We start from the raw sequence: 16,171 nt of genomic DNA, 5'->3' as shown, positions 1-16,171 counted from the left end.
GCGAGTGAGGTGTTAGGGAACTATAATTGCGAAATCGAGTTTGGGGAGCATAAGGAGAACAGCGAATGAGGATAAAACTTTATCTGGTCGCTTTAATAACACTGACATTGACGCTGTTCACCAGCGTCGCTACTGCGGCCACATCCGCCAAGGCTGAAGCCGCCTCGAAGTTCAGCATGGAGCCGACGACCAATAACGGTCAACGTTGGCGAATTGGCTACTACGAAGGGGGCGAGTATCCGGATTACCAACGGGAGCTGATTGTTACGGTGCGCTCGTTGATGGATATGGGCTGGATCAAAAAGGCGGACATCCCTCCCCAAAAAGGCGATCAGACCAGCGATCTCTGGCGCTGGCTCTCTGAATCGGCCCAGAGCGATTATATCGAGTTCGTCAAAAACGCCCATTACAACGCCAATTGGGACGACAACCTGCGCGCCCAGATGAAGAAAGACATCATCAAGCGGCTCAGTGAGAAGAAGGACATCGACCTGATGATCGCCATGGGCACCTGGGCCGGGCTGGATCTGGCCAATAACGAGCACAGCACGCCGACCCTGGTGTTCTCAGCGAGCGACCCTCTCTCCGCCGGCATCATCAAAAGCATCGACGACTCCGGTTACGACCATTTGCACGCCACCATGGACCCCTTCCGTTATGATCGCCATATCCGGGTGTTCCATGACATTGCCGGTTTCAAAAAGCTCGGCATCGCCTATGAAAACACTCAGAACGGTCGCAGTTACGCAGCCGTGGACACCATTGAGGCGTTGAGCAAAGAACTCAAATTCACCATCGTGCCCTGCTACACCAAGAGCGACATCGCCGACGTCAGCATGGCGGAGCACAGCGTCATCGACTGCTTCCAAAAGCTGGCGCCGAAAGTGGACGCCATTTATATCACCGAACAGGGCGGCGTCACCCGCAAGACCTTGCCCGTGATCGTGAAAACCGCTCAGAAATATAACGTGCCCACCTTCTCCCAGTCTGGTTCCGAAGAAGTTCGCTATGGCGTACTGGCCAGCCTGTCCCAGTTCAACTTCAAGTATTTTGGCGAGTTCCACGCGCAGACTATGGCCAGGATATTCAATGGGGCCAAGCCCAACGAGCTGCCTCAGTTGTTTGAAGAGCCAGCGAGAATGGCGCTTAACCTGAAGACCGCAGAGATCATCGGGTTTAACCCCTCCCTGTTGTTACTCGGCGCCAGCGACGAGATTTACAGAGAGGTCGAAACGCCCCAATAAGCGTAACCGCCCGCTCGCAGAGCGGGCGCCAGCAAGATGGAGCATCTCATGCGCAATTCAATCACCAGGATTGTCTTCCTCTTAACAGGCGTGCTGGGACTCACTCTCCTGCTCGTCATGACGCCTCCTGCCGCCGCTTCGCACCCGCCCGATACGCCCCAGGCGCAAAGTCCGCCCGCTCATGCCCCATGGCGGCTGGCTTATTACGAAGGCGGCCCACATGGCAACTATCACGACTACCTTGAGGCGACCATCCGCGGCCTGATAGCGCTGGGATGGATCGAACCAGTAGAACTGCCATCCAGCGAAGCCGACGCCCGCACGCTTTGGAGCTGGCTGGCGCAAAACGTCAAAAGCCAATATCTGACGTTTTTAGACGACGCTTACTATTCCGCTGACTGGGAACAGGATTCCAGAGAGAAAATCCGTGCGGATATTATCGACCGCATGAACCGGCGGAAAGATATCGACCTGGTCTTCGCCATGGGCACCTGGGCGGGACAGGACTTGGCCAATAACCGCCATCACACCCCTATTTTTGTGATTTCCGCCAGCGATCCGATTCAGTCAGGCATCATCAAAAGCGCCGAGGATTCCGGCTATGACCACGTCTTCGCCCGGGTATCGCCCCAGCGCTATGAGAAGCAACTGCGGGTGTTCCACGAAGCGGTGGGCTTCAAGCGCCTCGGGGTGGCCTACGAGGACTCCGTGGACGGGCGCGCCTATGCGTCGCTGGAGAATATAGAAAAAGTCGCCAGGGAGAATCGCTTCAAAGTGGTAAGTTGTTATACCCTAAGCGATATTCCGGACAACAGCAAAGCGGTGGAAAGCGTACTTTCATGCATCGACAAGCTGGCGCCGGAAGTGGACGCGCTGTACATTACCATGCAAGGCGGCGTAAATGAGCGCAGCATTCCTAAAATAGTTAAGATCGCCAATAAGCATAAATTGCCCACTTTTTCCCAACTGGGCTCGGAAGAAGTAAAATATGGCGTTTTGATGAGTATGTCGCGGCCGGACTTTGAATCCGTCGGTAATTACCTGGCTTCCTGCCTGGGTCAGGTTATAAACGGGGTGAGCCCAAGAGCCCTGAAACAATTGTTTGAGGAGAAGACCAATATATCCCTTAACCTTAAGACGGCGGAAGTCATTGGCATTTACCTGCGCGCAGACTGGCTTGCCGCTGCAGACGAAATCTATCGAGAAATACAGGTTCCCGATTAAACATGGTTCGAGCTAACAGCCGTTTTTTCAGCCGCTACCGTTTTTACTCGCTAAGAACCAGGATCATCTCTCTTATCCTGTTGATCATGTCCATAGCGGCGCTGTCGATTCTTTATTTCACGCATCGTGACGTGGGACGCGCGATGCTTCATGCTGAAGAATCCTCTGCGCAAAACGTATTGAAGCTGGTCGAGCTGAATATCAAAGCCGGTTACGATCAGCTGACCGGCGACAAAATAGAAATCCTCTCCAATCTGCAAAGCGACTTGCAGAGCGTGTCGGAAATCGCACAGTCCTCTTTCAGGGTCTATGGGGATTTGTACAAGTCAGGCAAGGTTTCCCAGGAAGAGGCCGAGGCCATGGCTTTCAAGTGGCTGCGGGACGTGCGCTTCGGCGAAGTGGAAGTCTTTGTGTTCAACCGCCAGGGCGGGGTTATGGCGCACCCGGACCCCAGCGTGGAAGCGACGTACATCACCTCACTGCGTGATTTTAAAGGCCGCGTCATCTACCAGACCATGGCGGACGACAACCTGGATTCCTCCGGCGACAAGGCCATCTTCAACTGGCGCAAACCCGGCAGCGACCGCGACAGCCGCCATATCGGCTACTTCCTTCCCCTGCCCGACTGGAAACTGACTCTCGTCGCCATGGTGGACTTCGAGTACGTCGAAGCGGAAAGCCGCAAGAAAATGAGCGCCATTATCGACAGTCTGCGTAAGACGTTCCCTGACATCAAAGTCGCCAACACCGGCTACGCCTACCTGTTTGACGGCCAGAGCGAAGTGCTGGTGCCGCCGCCCAGTTCGGGCGAAGAAGGCGAAACGCCCAAGCCGCTGAACGGCGAGCAACGGGATCTGCTGACCGAGTTGATCGGCCAAATTGCGGCGCAAGAGCAAATCGGCCAGGTGGTGTATCACTATCACGACCCCTTTGTCGCTGGCTCCAAACGCGACGAAGAGCGCCAAGTGGTGGCTTACGTCAGCTATTTCAAACCTTTCGACTGGTATCTCTCCGTGGTGGTGCCGGTCGAGGAAATCTCCGCGCCGGCGGAGAATCTGGTGAAGAGCCAGAGTCTGGTCATCGCTTTTTTCTTCATTGGCAGCATTCTCGTGGCCTTCATCTGGGTGTCGCGCATCTCCCGGCCATTGGACTTCCTCACCAATTACGCCAAGCAATTGCCGTCACAAGACTTTCTCAAGGACGACCAGCCGAACAGCACAATTCAATCGTTGGCGGTGCGCTCCCGCGATGAGGTGGGACGTCTGGCGGAGTCGTTCATCTTCATGGAAGTGGAGTTGAAGAAAAACATCAAGGAAGCCTGCCGCGAAAAAGAGGCGGCGGAACAGGCTAATCAGGCGAAAAGCGAGTTTCTGGCCAGAATGAGCCACGAAATCCGTACGCCGATGAACGGCGTGCTGGGCATGGCGAGCATACTCGCCGATACGCCGTTGTCGGAAAAGCAGCGCAAATACCTGGACACCATCGTCAGTTCCGGCGAGTCGCTGTTGAATATCATCAACGACATTCTGGACTTCTCCAAGATCGAAGCCGGTAAATTGGAGCTGGATAATCATGCGTTCAAGCTGCCGGAGCTGCTCAACTACCTCGTGGACATCTTCTCGCCCCGGGCGCACAGCAAAGACATTGAACTGGGTTGCGCCCTCAGCGACGGCATTCCTGAAACCCTGATCGGCGACAGCGGCCGCCTGCGGCAGATTCTCACCAATCTGGTGGGCAACGCCCTCAAATTCACCCAGCAGGGCAGCATTCAGATTATCGTGGAAATCAGCGATGAAGACGCCCGCAACATGAAGCTGAAAATATCGGTCAGCGACACCGGCATTGGCATCCCCCTGGAGAAGCAGGAAAAGATTTTCGAATCTTTTTCGCAAGCGGACGGCTCCACTACCCGCACTTATGGCGGCACCGGGCTTGGCTTGAGCATATCCAAGAGTCTGGTGGAACTGATGGGCGGCGAGCTGGGCGTGGAAAGTCGTCCCGGCGAAGGCTCCACATTCTGGTTCTCCGTGTGGCTGGAAAAAGATCCCACCGCCAGCGGCGTCTCCACGTTGACCACCAAAACCGGCGGCGCAACCGGCCGCACTCAGAATGCGCCGCTAAGCGGGCGCGTTTTACTGGTGGAGGATCATCCCATCAATCAGGAGTATGCGGTGGAGCTGCTGAATATGATCGGCATCACTGCGGACATCGCCGAGAATGGTCGCGAGGCGTTGACGCGGCTGGCCAAGAACCATTACGACATGGTGCTGATGGACTGTCAGATGCCGGTCATGGACGGCTATGAGACCGCTATGGCCATTCGCGCTGCAGAGCAGTCCCATCCCGGCAGTCGACGCTTACCGATAGTCGCGCTGACCGCCAACGCCCTGCCTGGAGACCAGCAACGCTGCATGGATTCCGGGATGGATGACTTCCTCGCCAAACCTTTCAATATCCAGCAGTTGTACGCGTCGCTGGCGCGCTGGCTGCCTACCGCCAAAGCGCGCATCGCCGACCGTAGCGCCAAGTAGGCGCGCGTTACCGTAGACATCTCGTCGGGAAACGTTAAAACAGGAATCAGGTCGAAGTTCAGAGCCAATGAGAGTGGACAGGTAAGATCAAGGCGTCATCCGACGCCTTTTTCATACTGTTTGAACGCAGCGCTAAGCGTTTCCAGCAAATGGGTATTGTCCCAGGGCTTGGAGACATAGCGGTAGATTTCCCCCTGGTTAATCGCACGCTCCAGGCTTTCCGACGAGCCATGCCCCGTGAGCAGAATGCGCAATGAACGCGGATGCATGGTTTTGATTTTGGAGAAAAATTGCACGCCACTTTCCCCTGGCATCTGCAAATCGGAAACGATCACGGCCACTTCGCGCCGCGCCAGCACTTCATAGGCGTCTTCCGTATTGCTCGCCACCAGCACTTCGTAGGCCTCGTCTCGCAGAATGCGCCTGATGCTGCGCAGGATATTGGCGTCATCATCCACCACCAGCACCGCGCCTCTTTCCCTACTGCGGCCGAATTCGCTGATATCCAGGCGCGGACGCTCTTTGAGCATGGCGCAGATTTGATCTTCAGGCAGCGGGCGGCTGAAATAGAAGCCCTGTATCGCATCGCAGTTTTCCGCCGCCAGCAGCGCGATCTGGCCCGCCGTTTCCGCCCCTTCCGCGATAGTCTTTAAGCCCAGGCTCTGGGACATGCGAATAATGGCTTTGACGATGGAGTAATCGTCCGGGTTATTGGTCAGTCCTGACACAAAGGATTTATCAATTTTCAGCTTGTTGACGGGAAAGCGCTTCAGATAACTGAGATTGGAGTACCCGGTGCCAAAGTCGTCAATGGACAGGGACACGCCGATATCCTTGAGCCGTTGCATCAGCGAGATAGAGGTGATCGGGTCCAACATGGAGAGAGACTCGGTCAACTCCAACTCCAGGTATTTTGGCTCCACCATGTACTTATTCAAAGCCTGCTTCACCAGCTCCTCGGTTTTCTGCTCCATGAACTGCAAAGCGGAAATGTTGATCGCCACCGGCACGATTTTCAGGCCCTGTCGCCGCCAGCTTTCCAGACGTTTGCAGACGGCGAAAATGACCCACTCGCCAATAGCGGAGATCAAACGCCCCTCTTCCGCCGCGGGAATAAAGTCTCCCGGCGGCACCAGCCCCAAGGTGGGCGACTGCCAGCGAATCAAGGCCTCAAGCCCAATGATCTTGCCCGTGCTCAGGTCCACTTGCGGCTGGTAATGCAAAACGAATTCGTCATTTTCCAGCGCCTGTTTCAGGCTGCTTTCCAGCTTCAGGCGCTCGTTGAGGCGATCCTGCATCTGGTGGGTAAAGAACTGATAGGCGTTGCGTCCGGATTCCTTGGCCCGATACATGGCGATATCCGCATGACGCATCAGCACTTCCACATTATCGCCGTCTTCCGGAAAACTGCTGATGCCCAGACTGCAGGTAATGGAATGGCTCTGTCCCAACAGCAACACCGGCGCGCTGACGGAGCTGATCAGACGCGCCGCCAGATGGGTCAGGTCCCCTTCGCTTTCCAGGTTATCCACCAGCAATACGAACTCGTCACCGCCGAACCTGGCCAGGGTATCGCAGCTACGGGTGCAATCCTGCAAACGCTTCGACATGATTCTAAGCAGCTCATCGCCAGCGTTATGCCCCAGGGTGTCGTTAATCAACTTGAATTTGTCCAGATCGATGAAAATCAGCGCCAAACGGGATTCATTACGCTGCGCGTGATTGATCGACTGCGTCACTCTATCCAGAAACAAACTGCGATTAGGCAGGCCAGTCAATGCGTCATGGGTCGCCTGAAACTCAATCGCCGCTTCCTGACGCCGGCGCTCTGTGATATCCCGCAACACATACATATGGGAGGGCGAGCGGTGATAGGTAATGGGAATGCAGTTAACCTCCACCTCTACGCGCCCTCCGGTAAGCTGCCGCAGCAGCATGACTTCCGGCGGACCGGCGGTTCTGTCCACCGAGCAGGCCTGTTTTAACTGAATGGCCGCGTATTCTTTCTGATCCTCCGAGACAAAGTCCAATAAAGCGCCGCCCAGCAGCTTGTCCGGGTTATCCGCTTTCAGCATGCCCACCGCCGCAGAGTTGAGAAATACGATGCCCTCTTCGCCTTCAACGATGATCGCGTCGGGGGTGGTCTCCACCAGCTTGCGGTAGCGCTGCTCACTGTCCTTCAATTGCTGGTAGGCGACTTTCAGTGCGATATGGATATGCACCCGGGCCGCCAGCTCCTCGACCTGGAAAGGCTTGGTGACGTAATCCACGCCGCCGGCGTCAAAACCCGCCTTTTTGCTTTTGACGTCGCTGAGAGCCGTCATGAAAATCACGGGAATGTCGTCGCATCCATCCAGTTTTTTCAGCTTGCGGCAGGTTTCGAACCCATTCATTTCCGGCATCATCACGTCCAGAAGAATGAGAGAGGGTTGGCTCTGCGCGGCGATTTGCAGCGCCTGCATGCCATTTTCGGCGGAGAGCGTGCGGTAGCCCCGACTTTCCAGGCAAGCCACCGCCACATCCAGATTGAGAGGCGAGTCGTCGACAATTAAGACCGTGAACTCAGAGCGATCCTCGATCGTGGCGCAATCCTCGAATCCATCAGCTTGCAAGATAGTCGTCATGAAAGAGACTCTGATTCCCGTTAGCCCTTATCCAAAAGATAGCCCCGCGGCCATGGATTTCAAGGCCGCTTGGCGCCTCCCCCGGTTCAATAATGCCCCCCAATCCGGCTAAGCGCCTGTCAGGCGGCTCATCCGCCGCTTTGTTTTTGTTTGTATCGATCCATCAACTCATGCTGTAGTTTCGGCGGCGCGTAATCGTAATGGCTGAATTCCAGCGTGTAAGCGCCCTCGCCGCCCGTCATGGATTTCAGTTTGGACTGATAGTTGTCCAGCTCCGCCAGCGGAATCAACGCCGACACCGAGGCCCGGTTGCGGCTTAGCGCGTTGCTGCCCGTCACCATGCCCCGGGAGCCGGAAATATCTCCAGTGATATCCCCGACACTGGCCGCCGGCGCGGTCACGCTGAGCCTCACCATGGGCTCCAGCACCACAGGCTGCGCTTTGTTCACCGCATCCAGAAAGGCTTTCTTGCCGGCGGTGACGAAGGCGATCTCCTTGGAATCCACCGAATGATGTTTGCCGTCGTACACCGTCACCCGCAGATCCTGCAGGGGAAAACCAGCGATGGCCCCGCTTTCCAGCACCTGTCGCACGCCTTTTTCCACCCCGGGAATGTACTGGGAGGGAATAGAGCCTCCCACCACTTTGTTCTCAAATTCAAAGCCCTGGCCCCGCTCCAATGGCTCCACCCGCAGGTAGACTTCGCCAAACTGCCCCGCCCCGCCGGTTTGCTTTTTGTGTCGAAAGTGACCTTCCGCAGGCTTGGAGATGGTTTCTTTATAGGCGATGGAGGGCGGATGGGTGACCACCTCCACGTTGAATTGTTGCTTCATGCGTTGCAGCACAACCCGCAAATGCAAGTCGCTGACCCCATACATCACTGTTTCATTCAGCGAAGCGCGATGCTCCAGCTTGAGACTGGGATCTTCCGCGCAAACCTTCTGCAGGGCGTCCGACAGTTTCTGCTCGTCCCCTCTGCGCACCGGCTCAATGGCGATGCCGCAGATCGGCGGCGGAAAGTCGATGGATTTGAGGTGGTATTGCTCTTCGTCCGTCGAGTCATGCAGCACGGAGTCGAACTCGATATCATCCACTTTCGCCACTGCGCAAATATCTCCCGGCACGCCATAGGCGGTCTCCCGGGTTTTCTTACCCTGCAGTTTCAGCAGATGGGCGACCTTGAAGGGTTTACGGGCGTCTCCCACATACATTTGCGAGTTAGGGGAAATGCGTCCCTGGTGAATCCGAAACACGCCCAATTTTCCAACATACGGGTCCACGGCGACTTTAAACACATGTGCTATGGCGTGCTTGCCCGGGTCCGGCTCCACGGTCACTTTTTTGGCCTCCGCGCCCTCGCCCTTCAAAAACTGCGGCGGGTTGCCTTCCAGAGGCGTCGGCATCAGATGGGAAATAACCTTCAATAACTCCTCCACGCCCGCGCCGGTTTGCGCCGACACGAAACAGACGGGAATCAGGTGACCCTCCCGCAGAGCCTGTTCGAAGGGATCGTGCAACTGCTCGGGATTGAGTTCCTGTCCCTGCTCCAGATACACCTCCATCAACTTCTCATCTACCTCCACGACCTGATCCACCAGCGCACTGTGCGCTTTCTCTACGGATGAGAAGTCTGTGGCGCGAGTCTCGTCCGGCGCGAAGTAGCAATCCACCACCCCATGACCGGATTCCGCCGGCAGGTTGATCGGCAGACATTCGGAGCCGAACGCCTCGCAAATGCTCTCCATAAGCTGTGCGAAATCGATATCGTTCATGTCTATCTTGTTAACGATGATCATGCGGCAAAGCTCGCGCTTTTTAACCGCCGCCATCAGGCGCTCCGTCACCATTTCCACGCCCGCCTGCGCATTGATGACCAGCGCGGCGGAGTCCACCGCAGGCAAGATGCTCAATGCCCGCCCAAGAAAGTCGGGGTAGCCGGGAGTATCGATGAAGTTGATATGCGCCGCGTCGTAATCCAGGCTGCATACGGAGGTGTAGAGGGAATGTCCCAGCTCTTTTTCCTGGGGATCGAAATCACTGAGGGTTGCGCCTTTCTCAACGCTGCCGGCGCTGGGGATTTCTCCCGATTTAACCAGGAGCGCTTCCAATAAGGTCGTCTTGCCGCAGCCGACGTGTCCCAAAAGCGCGATATTGCGGATATTTTCTGTGCTGTACTGCGCCATAGCTCTTCCTTTTGGTGAGTGGAGACGACTTGCGTCGTCAAACGGAGCTTCGGCCAGTATCCCGATCGTATTCCGCACGGAGGACCCGTCGTAAAACACGAACTGCGATGGATTCTGGAAGGAGTATTTCTATGAATTAAAGCAGAAAATCCGGAATTTGGGAAAAATGCGGGGTTAGCAAAAATCGATAAAGTCGTAATGGGGATATTCAGCGGAATAAAAGCGCAATTTTACACAGAAACAGGCTGGCGCTCTGGAGATACTATCCCTGTCCGACAGCGGTTTCAGAAACGCTTACTCCGTTTCTGACTCCCCCTTTAGCTTACGGCGACTTCTTCTGGCGACTGCGATCGCCGAAGAGTTCCCCAGCGACCGAGGCGTTAATGAGCCAGGGTGGGCGCCTCGGTTTTTTTACTTTCCTACAGACTGGCCGCCACAGGCTGGCGACGCCAGCCCTGACCGACTCCCGTCGCCTACTCAGCCAGCAGCTTGAGCCCGGACGGCAACGCTTCGCCAAATACGCGCTTGGTTTCCGCCTCATCCAGCTCCACCACTTGCGAAACCATATCGACCCAGACCGCCGGAGCCTTGGCGGCTTTCAGCGCCGCAACCACCGCATTACGGTCCGCTTCGGACAGATCCCGAACGCGATCGCCGCTCATGCGCGACAGCATCACCGTAGCGAAGGCCGCTTCCTGGTTCTTTTTCCAGTCCTGTTTGAGCAACTGCGGCAGCCAGCCGGACACCGTCTCTGCCGGAACCACATTGTGCGCGCTGCCATGGAAAGGCTGCCGCGAGGCGATCCGTCCCAACGCCCACCAACTGGCGATGGGTTCGCTGGGCTTCTGCAGGCGTTGCAACAACCATTTGGCGACTTCGGTTTTGGTCTCCACCGGCAAGCGCTCCAGCGCCGCCGCCAGTCGCACCATGTCCTCATAGGACTTGAACGCCGGCGTCGCCAGCAATTTACGACTGCGCAATGCGGCCGGGTTAATGTAGACCGCCGCATCCTTGTATACGCGCTGTTGCTGCTCACTATTGAGCCCGCCGGCGACGCGGCGCCAGAAGGTCCACCATTCGCTCCACAGCTGTCCTTCCTTATCGAACTGCAGGCCTTGCTGATACATTTTCCAGACTTGCCGCCCCCGCCAGTCATCCAGAGGATCGCCAAAACCGGGACGCAGGCAGTAGCCGGCGAAATTGAGCCAGATGCGCTCATGAGCCGCAGAACGGCGACGGTTTTTGGAACCTTCCAGGAACTTGTCGAAAACGGCGCGCAGCGTGGGCATATCCCACTGGTCACGCTTACCGAGCAACTTTTCCAGATCACTACGCAGCGTTTTGATGGAGTCGCCGCCTTTTTTGTTGGAACTGTAAGCCGCTTCGATCTTACTCGCCGCTTCAGCGAATTTGGCGGGCAATTGTGCGCCGCCGTCTTCCACTGGCGTCTGCTTGCGTAATTGGAAATCCAGACGCCAGCGTTGGGGAGTGGCGTCGCCGCCAGCGATTCCCACGCACTCGACCTGTAATGCGCCCGCCTCCGTCAACACCGCACTCAGTTCCACTTCAACCTCTGCGCCGCTGTCCTCCGCGTCGGCGCTCAACGCCGACACCATGGGCGGCAGGAAGATGAAATCGTCATCGTTCATTTCCTGCAGATCGCCCGCACTGAATGTCTTGTCGCCCGTCGAGGACGCCAGGTGGAAGCGCACCGGACGACCGATACGCAGCGCGAATTTACGCCCATGCAGACGAATTTCTTCCCCTTCTTCGGTCGCTTTGGGTAATAAGCAAACGCCAAATTTTTTATCTGCGGCGGCGTCAGTGGACGCCTCCACAATCAGGAAATAAGAGCGGGCCGAACCGCCGCCAATTTTGATCTGCGCGCCTTTACGCGCCAGCCCGTAGGCCACTCCGCCAAAAGCCACCGCCAGATTGGGATGCGCGTTGTCCAGCAGCTTGACCGGGGCGCCGTTCCATTGACTCAGCAGCGCCCGCGCCCGCTCACTAAGCAAGGGGCTGTTGAATACGCCGCCGTTCAGCAACAGCACATCCGGCACTGCAGCAGACGTCTCGCTGGTCTTTAGCGCCTGTCTGCAGGCCTGCTCATGACGGGCCAGGAATTCCGCAATGTATTTACTGACGGCGGGATCCGGCGCATAGGGCAAGCCAAACTCCACGACTGCGCTGCGTCGCTTGGCGGGACGATCACTGAATTCACAGAGAGGAAAAAAACCGTCCACGGCGATCTGATGGGCTTCTTCACGGGTCAGCTCGCAGCTTTTGGCGCCGCCGATCAATTTGGCGCCGCCGCCCAGCACCGTCACGGAAGCGGCATCAGGCGCTTCCGGCGACAATAGTAACTCTTTGGCTTTTCGGGTTTGCTGGATCAGCTGGGAAAGCGCCGCTGCGCTGAGCTTACGCGCGCTGGCGATGCGCTGTTCCGCTATATGCGCCAGCGCCAGATCGATATTATCGCCGCCGAGCATAAGGTGGTCGCCCACCCCGACGCGATTGAGGGTCAGCTCGCCTTGATCGCCGGACCCGGCCGCCACGCTGATCAGACTCAAATCTGTGGTGCCGCCGCCAACATCGCACACCAGCAAGAGTCTGGCGTCCTGCAACAGTGATTGCGCCTGTTCTTTATTACGCGCGCACCAGTCGTATACAACCGCCTGCGGCTCCTCCAATAACAAGACTTCCGGCAAGCCGGCCAGGCATGCGGCTTCAAGAGTGAGGGAACGGGCGCCTTCATCAAAAGACGCCGGCACTGTGATGACCACTTCCTGCTGTTCCAGCAGATCTTGCGGATGCTCCCGGTTCCAGGCCTGTCTGACGTGATGCAGGTAACTGGCGCTGGCGAGCAAGGGAGACACTTTGACCACGTCTTCCGCCGCCGCCCAGGGCAGAATATCCGCGGTGCGCTCCACCTGGGGATGGGACAGCCAGCTTTTGGCGCTGGCCACCAGCCGTCCATCGACCTTGGAGCCCAGTTCCCGAGCCCATTCGCCGATCACAACCTGGTCAATCTCACCAGGCAACGCCTGAGGACGCCAGGGCAGCTGCAGATGATGCTCCGCAATCTCGCCAGGAGCCGGATGGTAGCGGAAAGACGGCAGCATGGGCTTCTTGGCCAGCTCGCCCGGCGCCACCAACTGCTCAATTTCAAACAACTTGGGAACGGCGTTTTCCGCCCCTGTCGAGATGTCCGTATAGGCCACCACCGTGTGTGTGGTGCCCAAATCTATCCCTACCAGATATTTCACTCTCAGCCCTCGCGTACGTCGAACTCAACCTGCCATCTCGCATCGCCGTTTCTGGGAATGGCTTCCAGACACAGGGTGCCGACTTCGGTGACCCGCGCCGACAAACGCACCGGTACGATTTCCCCCGGACGACGCCCTTCCGCCGGTAACGAGGCCTGGATTTCCGGCAACTCTTCCAGTTCATCCGGACCCCAGGCGTCCAGCACCATGCCCGGCTCGTCATCGCGGCGCAACGTGGAGCCGAAGAATTTGAAGCGGACCGGCTCGCCAACGATCAGGCCCAGCTCCTGGCTCTCCACCTTCACTTCCGAGCCTTCTTCCATGCCGAAAGGCGCAACGCAGAGGGCTTCCATCGGAGCTTCCATACCCGGCACCGCCGGCATGGCGCTCTCTATTCCCACATAATAGGCGCTGGCGATGCCGCCGCGAATACGCACTCCGCGTCCACGGCGCACATAGCCGTAATAGGCCGCCCCGCAGGCTACCGCCAGGTCGAGATCGCTGTCCTGCAACAACCTTGCGGAAGGCGCGCCAGCATCGCTTAGCCAGTTATTGATGATGCTCATCAGACGCGAGGATAAAGCCGGCGCTTTAAGTACGCCGCCATTAAACAACACCGCGGTGGGTTTGATAAATTCGCTTTCGTTTTGCGCCAGCAGTTCGTTGGCGGCGGCGTGCTGACGACTCAGAAACGCCGCCAGATGGCGAGTGACCGCCGCGTCCTGAGCGTAAGGCAGGCTGATCTGGGTCAGCGCGCGCCGCATTTGCTGCTTCGGATGTTCATGAACGCCGACCTGGGGGAAAAAGCCTTCCACCAGAGTCTGCTGCACCTCGTCCCGCGTCAACTCAGTGCGCAAAGAGCCTCCCAGCAATTTCGAACCTCGGCTGGGCACGACAATCGGCACAGCGTTGACGTCCTGATCCGACAGCAGTGCTTCTTTGGCGTCGCGGCAACCATGAACGATCGCCTGAATCTGCCAGGGCTGCAGCTCTTTGCCTTCCTGCGCCAGTTTATTCTTCACCCGATAAGCCAGAGCCAGGTCCATGTTGTCGCCGCCCAGCAGAATATGTTCGCCCACCGCGACGCGATTCAGTTCCAGTCCGCCGTCCTGCTCAGTGACCGCAATCAAGGACAGGTCCGTGGTGCCGCCGCCGATGTCCACCACCAGCACAATGTCGCCAACGCCCACCTGGTCGCGCCAGGAACCGCCGCTGGCCTTGATCCAGTTATAGACTGCGGCTTGAGGCTCTTCCAACAGGGTCAGATTACCAAGACCGGCGGCTTTCACCGCTTCTACAGTGAGGTCGCGCGCAGCCGGATCGAACGATGCAGGCACCGTCACCACCACGTCCTGTTCATTCAGCGGATAGCCCGGGTGGTTATGATTCCAGGCGTTGCACAGATGCTCCAGATAACGGATCGTCGCCGCCAGAGGAGAAATACGCGCCACTTCTTCCGGGCTGTTCAGGGGAAGAAAATCGGAACGGCAGTCAACGCCGCCATGACACAGCCAGCTTTTAGCGCTGGCCACCAGACGAATCGGCGTTTTCGACCCTAATTCACGAGCGACGCCGCCTACAAGGGCGTCTGCTTTGCCGGTCCAGGGCAAGGCCAACTCCCCTTCTCCCAGTTCGGATTCATGGGGTTGGTACAAAAAGGACGGCAATTGCTTCTTTTCCTCCACACTGCCTGGACGGGTCAGTTGCGGCACGGGCATCACGTCCTGCAGCAGTTGGTCTTCGTCCAGCGCCTGACCGCTTTCATCGGTCAGCTCAATATAGGACAGCACGCAGTTGGTGGTGCCCAGGTCGATGCCCACACTATAACGGGGCGATCTATCGGCATTCATATCGCTCATAGTTCGACCTCCGCCGGCGCGATAATAGCGGCGTCATGCTCTTTGGCGAGTTTCGGCAACTTCACGTCCACCGCCTTCCAGCCGCGATGCACCAATACGCCGGTGAATGGCGCCTGGCCTGCGACATTGCCGGTCAAGCGCACTTCGGAGGCGTTGAATCCTTCCGGCAGCGTGACGCGGGTTTCTTCTTCCTCCTGACGCAGCGGCGCCAGAGTGAAGTATTCGTTCAGGGTCTTTTGGCCGCCTTCATGCACGACACGCGCCGCAGCGCCGATATCCGCATCGCTGAAACCAGCCAGGTCTTCTTTCAGGAAATCGATAAAGCGCGCGTTCTGTTGTAACAGGGCCAATAACTGCAGGGCTGAATCCGGTGTTGAATCTTTAAACGGGTTAACAGGTTCCGGTTTGACTTCCGGCGCCGGTTCGGCGGGCTTTTCAACCGGTTGCGGCGCAGGCTGCGTCGCGACGCTCTGTGATTGCGCATTTTTTCTGGCGCTCAGCCACGCCGCCAGAAATACAATTGCGAATACAGCCAACCCCAAATGCAACAGATCAATTGTTGTGGGCATTGCGGTTAAATTCAGATTCATTATTTTCTCTCTTAATCCTTAGCTATGTTGATGCTGGATTCCGTTGCTGATTAATTAATATGCATGTGCGCGTCATTCGAAGCGCAAATACGCGCCGGGCTTGTGATACGACAGCAACAGACAAATAAACTTGTTGGCCCGGCGGCGGATAATTCGGGCGTGCAGACGCAGTGCGGCGGCTCAGCCGGCGCATATGATAGCAATAACTTAAAGACGAAGTAACACCGTACGGCGGACGACTCGGCGTCTGCCATCATTCTACTGCTCACTATAAAGACTGCTCGTGAAAGAGACGGTTACGCGCGGGAACTTAATTTAATCTGGTGTATGAATTTCGTTAAGAGACAGAATATCAATCACGTCGGATATATCCTTGTGATATTCCGCCATTAACTGATCCAGTTTCCGCTTGAAGTCTTCCTGTTTGCGATCTTTCATGCTTGTGTCCATTTCCTGCAGCGCTTCTGACAAGCGTTGCGAGACTTCCCGTGGGCTGAGCTTTTTCAGATCCTTTAATATCTTTAACTGCATGTATGAGTAATCGTTTTTAGCTATCGAGTTAATTGAAAAACTGTCCGAGAAGTCGGAATCCGATGGTGGACAGGTTTCGTTCAATATAGTGGAGGCGGCGCATCAAGACAATTTGAGGC

9 protein-coding genes are annotated in these 16,171 nt (G+C 56.9%); 3 read left to right on the top strand and 6 right to left on the bottom strand.

All coding sequences use genetic code 11. The annotated features are described in order from the left end of the window. Nucleotides 1–65 precede the first annotated feature (65 nt). Genes EUZ85_RS16605 through EUZ85_RS16595 form a run of 3 tightly spaced genes read left to right on the top strand, consistent with a single transcriptional unit; the run spans nucleotide 66 to nucleotide 4,999 of the window. Entirely contained in the window at nucleotides 66–1,244 is a 1,179-nt protein-coding gene (locus EUZ85_RS16605; protein ID WP_127970339.1) for an ABC transporter substrate-binding protein, read from the top strand. 48 nt (nucleotides 1,245–1,292) lie between these two features. After that, nucleotides 1,293–2,468 carry an ABC transporter substrate binding protein gene (locus EUZ85_RS16600; protein ID WP_127970338.1) on the top strand — a complete coding sequence of 392 codons (1,176 nt, stop codon included), beginning with the start codon at nucleotides 1,293–1,295 and terminating at the stop codon, nucleotides 2,466–2,468. 2 nt (nucleotides 2,469–2,470) lie between these two features. After that, a complete protein-coding gene (locus tag EUZ85_RS16595; RefSeq protein WP_127970337.1) occupies nucleotides 2,471–4,999 on the top strand; it encodes a cache domain-containing protein in 2,529 nt (842 codons plus the stop codon). A 95-nt stretch (nucleotides 5,000–5,094) separates the two neighbouring features. On the opposite strand, the gene EUZ85_RS16590 is transcribed toward EUZ85_RS16595, so the two are convergent. From EUZ85_RS16590 to EUZ85_RS16565, 6 genes are all read right to left on the bottom strand, one after another. Beyond that, nucleotides 5,095–7,623 (bottom strand): EAL domain-containing protein, encoded by a 2,529-nt coding sequence (locus EUZ85_RS16590; RefSeq protein WP_127970336.1) that lies wholly within the window; start codon nucleotides 7,621–7,623, stop codon nucleotides 5,095–5,097. Between the two features lie 128 nt (nucleotides 7,624–7,751). Continuing rightward, the gene (fusA, locus tag EUZ85_RS16585; RefSeq protein ID WP_127970335.1) at nucleotides 7,752–9,806 is read right to left on the bottom strand and encodes an elongation factor G; all 2,055 of its coding nucleotides are present in this window, start codon (nucleotides 9,804–9,806) and stop codon (nucleotides 7,752–7,754) included. 473 nt (nucleotides 9,807–10,279) lie between these two features. Further along, on the bottom strand, nucleotides 10,280–13,072 hold the full coding sequence (locus EUZ85_RS16580; RefSeq protein WP_127970334.1) for an Hsp70 family protein: 2,793 nt from the start codon (nucleotides 13,070–13,072) through the stop codon (nucleotides 10,280–10,282). Between the two features lie 2 nt (nucleotides 13,073–13,074). Next, nucleotides 13,075–14,931: an Hsp70 family protein gene (locus EUZ85_RS16575; protein WP_127970333.1), complete on the bottom strand. Its 1,857-nt coding sequence runs from the start codon at nucleotides 14,929–14,931 to the stop codon at nucleotides 13,075–13,077. After that, nucleotides 14,928–15,521 carry a DUF2760 domain-containing protein gene (locus tag EUZ85_RS16570; protein WP_127970332.1) on the bottom strand — a complete coding sequence of 198 codons (594 nt, stop codon included), beginning with the start codon at nucleotides 15,519–15,521 and terminating at the stop codon, nucleotides 14,928–14,930. The genes EUZ85_RS16575 and EUZ85_RS16570 overlap by 4 nt, the downstream gene beginning before the upstream one ends. 315 nt (nucleotides 15,522–15,836) lie before the next feature. After that, nucleotides 15,837–16,052, bottom strand: coding sequence for a hypothetical protein (locus tag EUZ85_RS16565; protein WP_127970331.1), 216 nt, complete (start codon nucleotides 16,050–16,052; stop codon nucleotides 15,837–15,839). Nucleotides 16,053–16,171: the final 119 nt, after the last annotated feature.

This window comes from Hahella sp. KA22, from assembly GCF_004135205.1.
Taxonomy (GTDB): Bacteria; Pseudomonadota; Gammaproteobacteria; order Pseudomonadales; family Oleiphilaceae; genus Hahella.
The sequence above is the reverse complement of the archived record's forward strand: the minus strand, read 5'-3'. Positions and strand labels throughout refer to the sequence as shown.

Bases quoted from the DNA above. Each gene is read 5' to 3' on its own strand.
- EUZ85_RS16605 (WP_127970339.1), top strand. From the start codon at position 66: ATGAGGATAAAACTTTATCTGGTCGCTTTAATAACACTGACATTGACG.
- EUZ85_RS16600 (WP_127970338.1), top strand. From the start codon at position 1,293: ATGCGCAATTCAATCACCAGGATTGTCTTCCTCTTAACAGGCGTGCTG.
- EUZ85_RS16595 (WP_127970337.1), top strand. From the start codon at position 2,471: ATGGTTCGAGCTAACAGCCGTTTTTTCAGCCGCTACCGTTTTTACTCG.
- EUZ85_RS16590 (WP_127970336.1), bottom strand. From the start codon at position 7,623: ATGACGACTATCTTGCAAGCTGATGGATTCGAGGATTGCGCCACGATC.
- fusA (WP_127970335.1), bottom strand. From the start codon at position 9,806: ATGGCGCAGTACAGCACAGAAAATATCCGCAATATCGCGCTTTTGGGA.
- EUZ85_RS16575 (WP_127970333.1), bottom strand. From the start codon at position 14,931: ATGAGCGATATGAATGCCGATAGATCGCCCCGTTATAGTGTGGGCATC.
- EUZ85_RS16570 (WP_127970332.1), bottom strand. From the start codon at position 15,521: ATGAATCTGAATTTAACCGCAATGCCCACAACAATTGATCTGTTGCAT.
- EUZ85_RS16565 (WP_127970331.1), bottom strand. From the start codon at position 16,052: ATGCAGTTAAAGATATTAAAGGATCTGAAAAAGCTCAGCCCACGGGAA.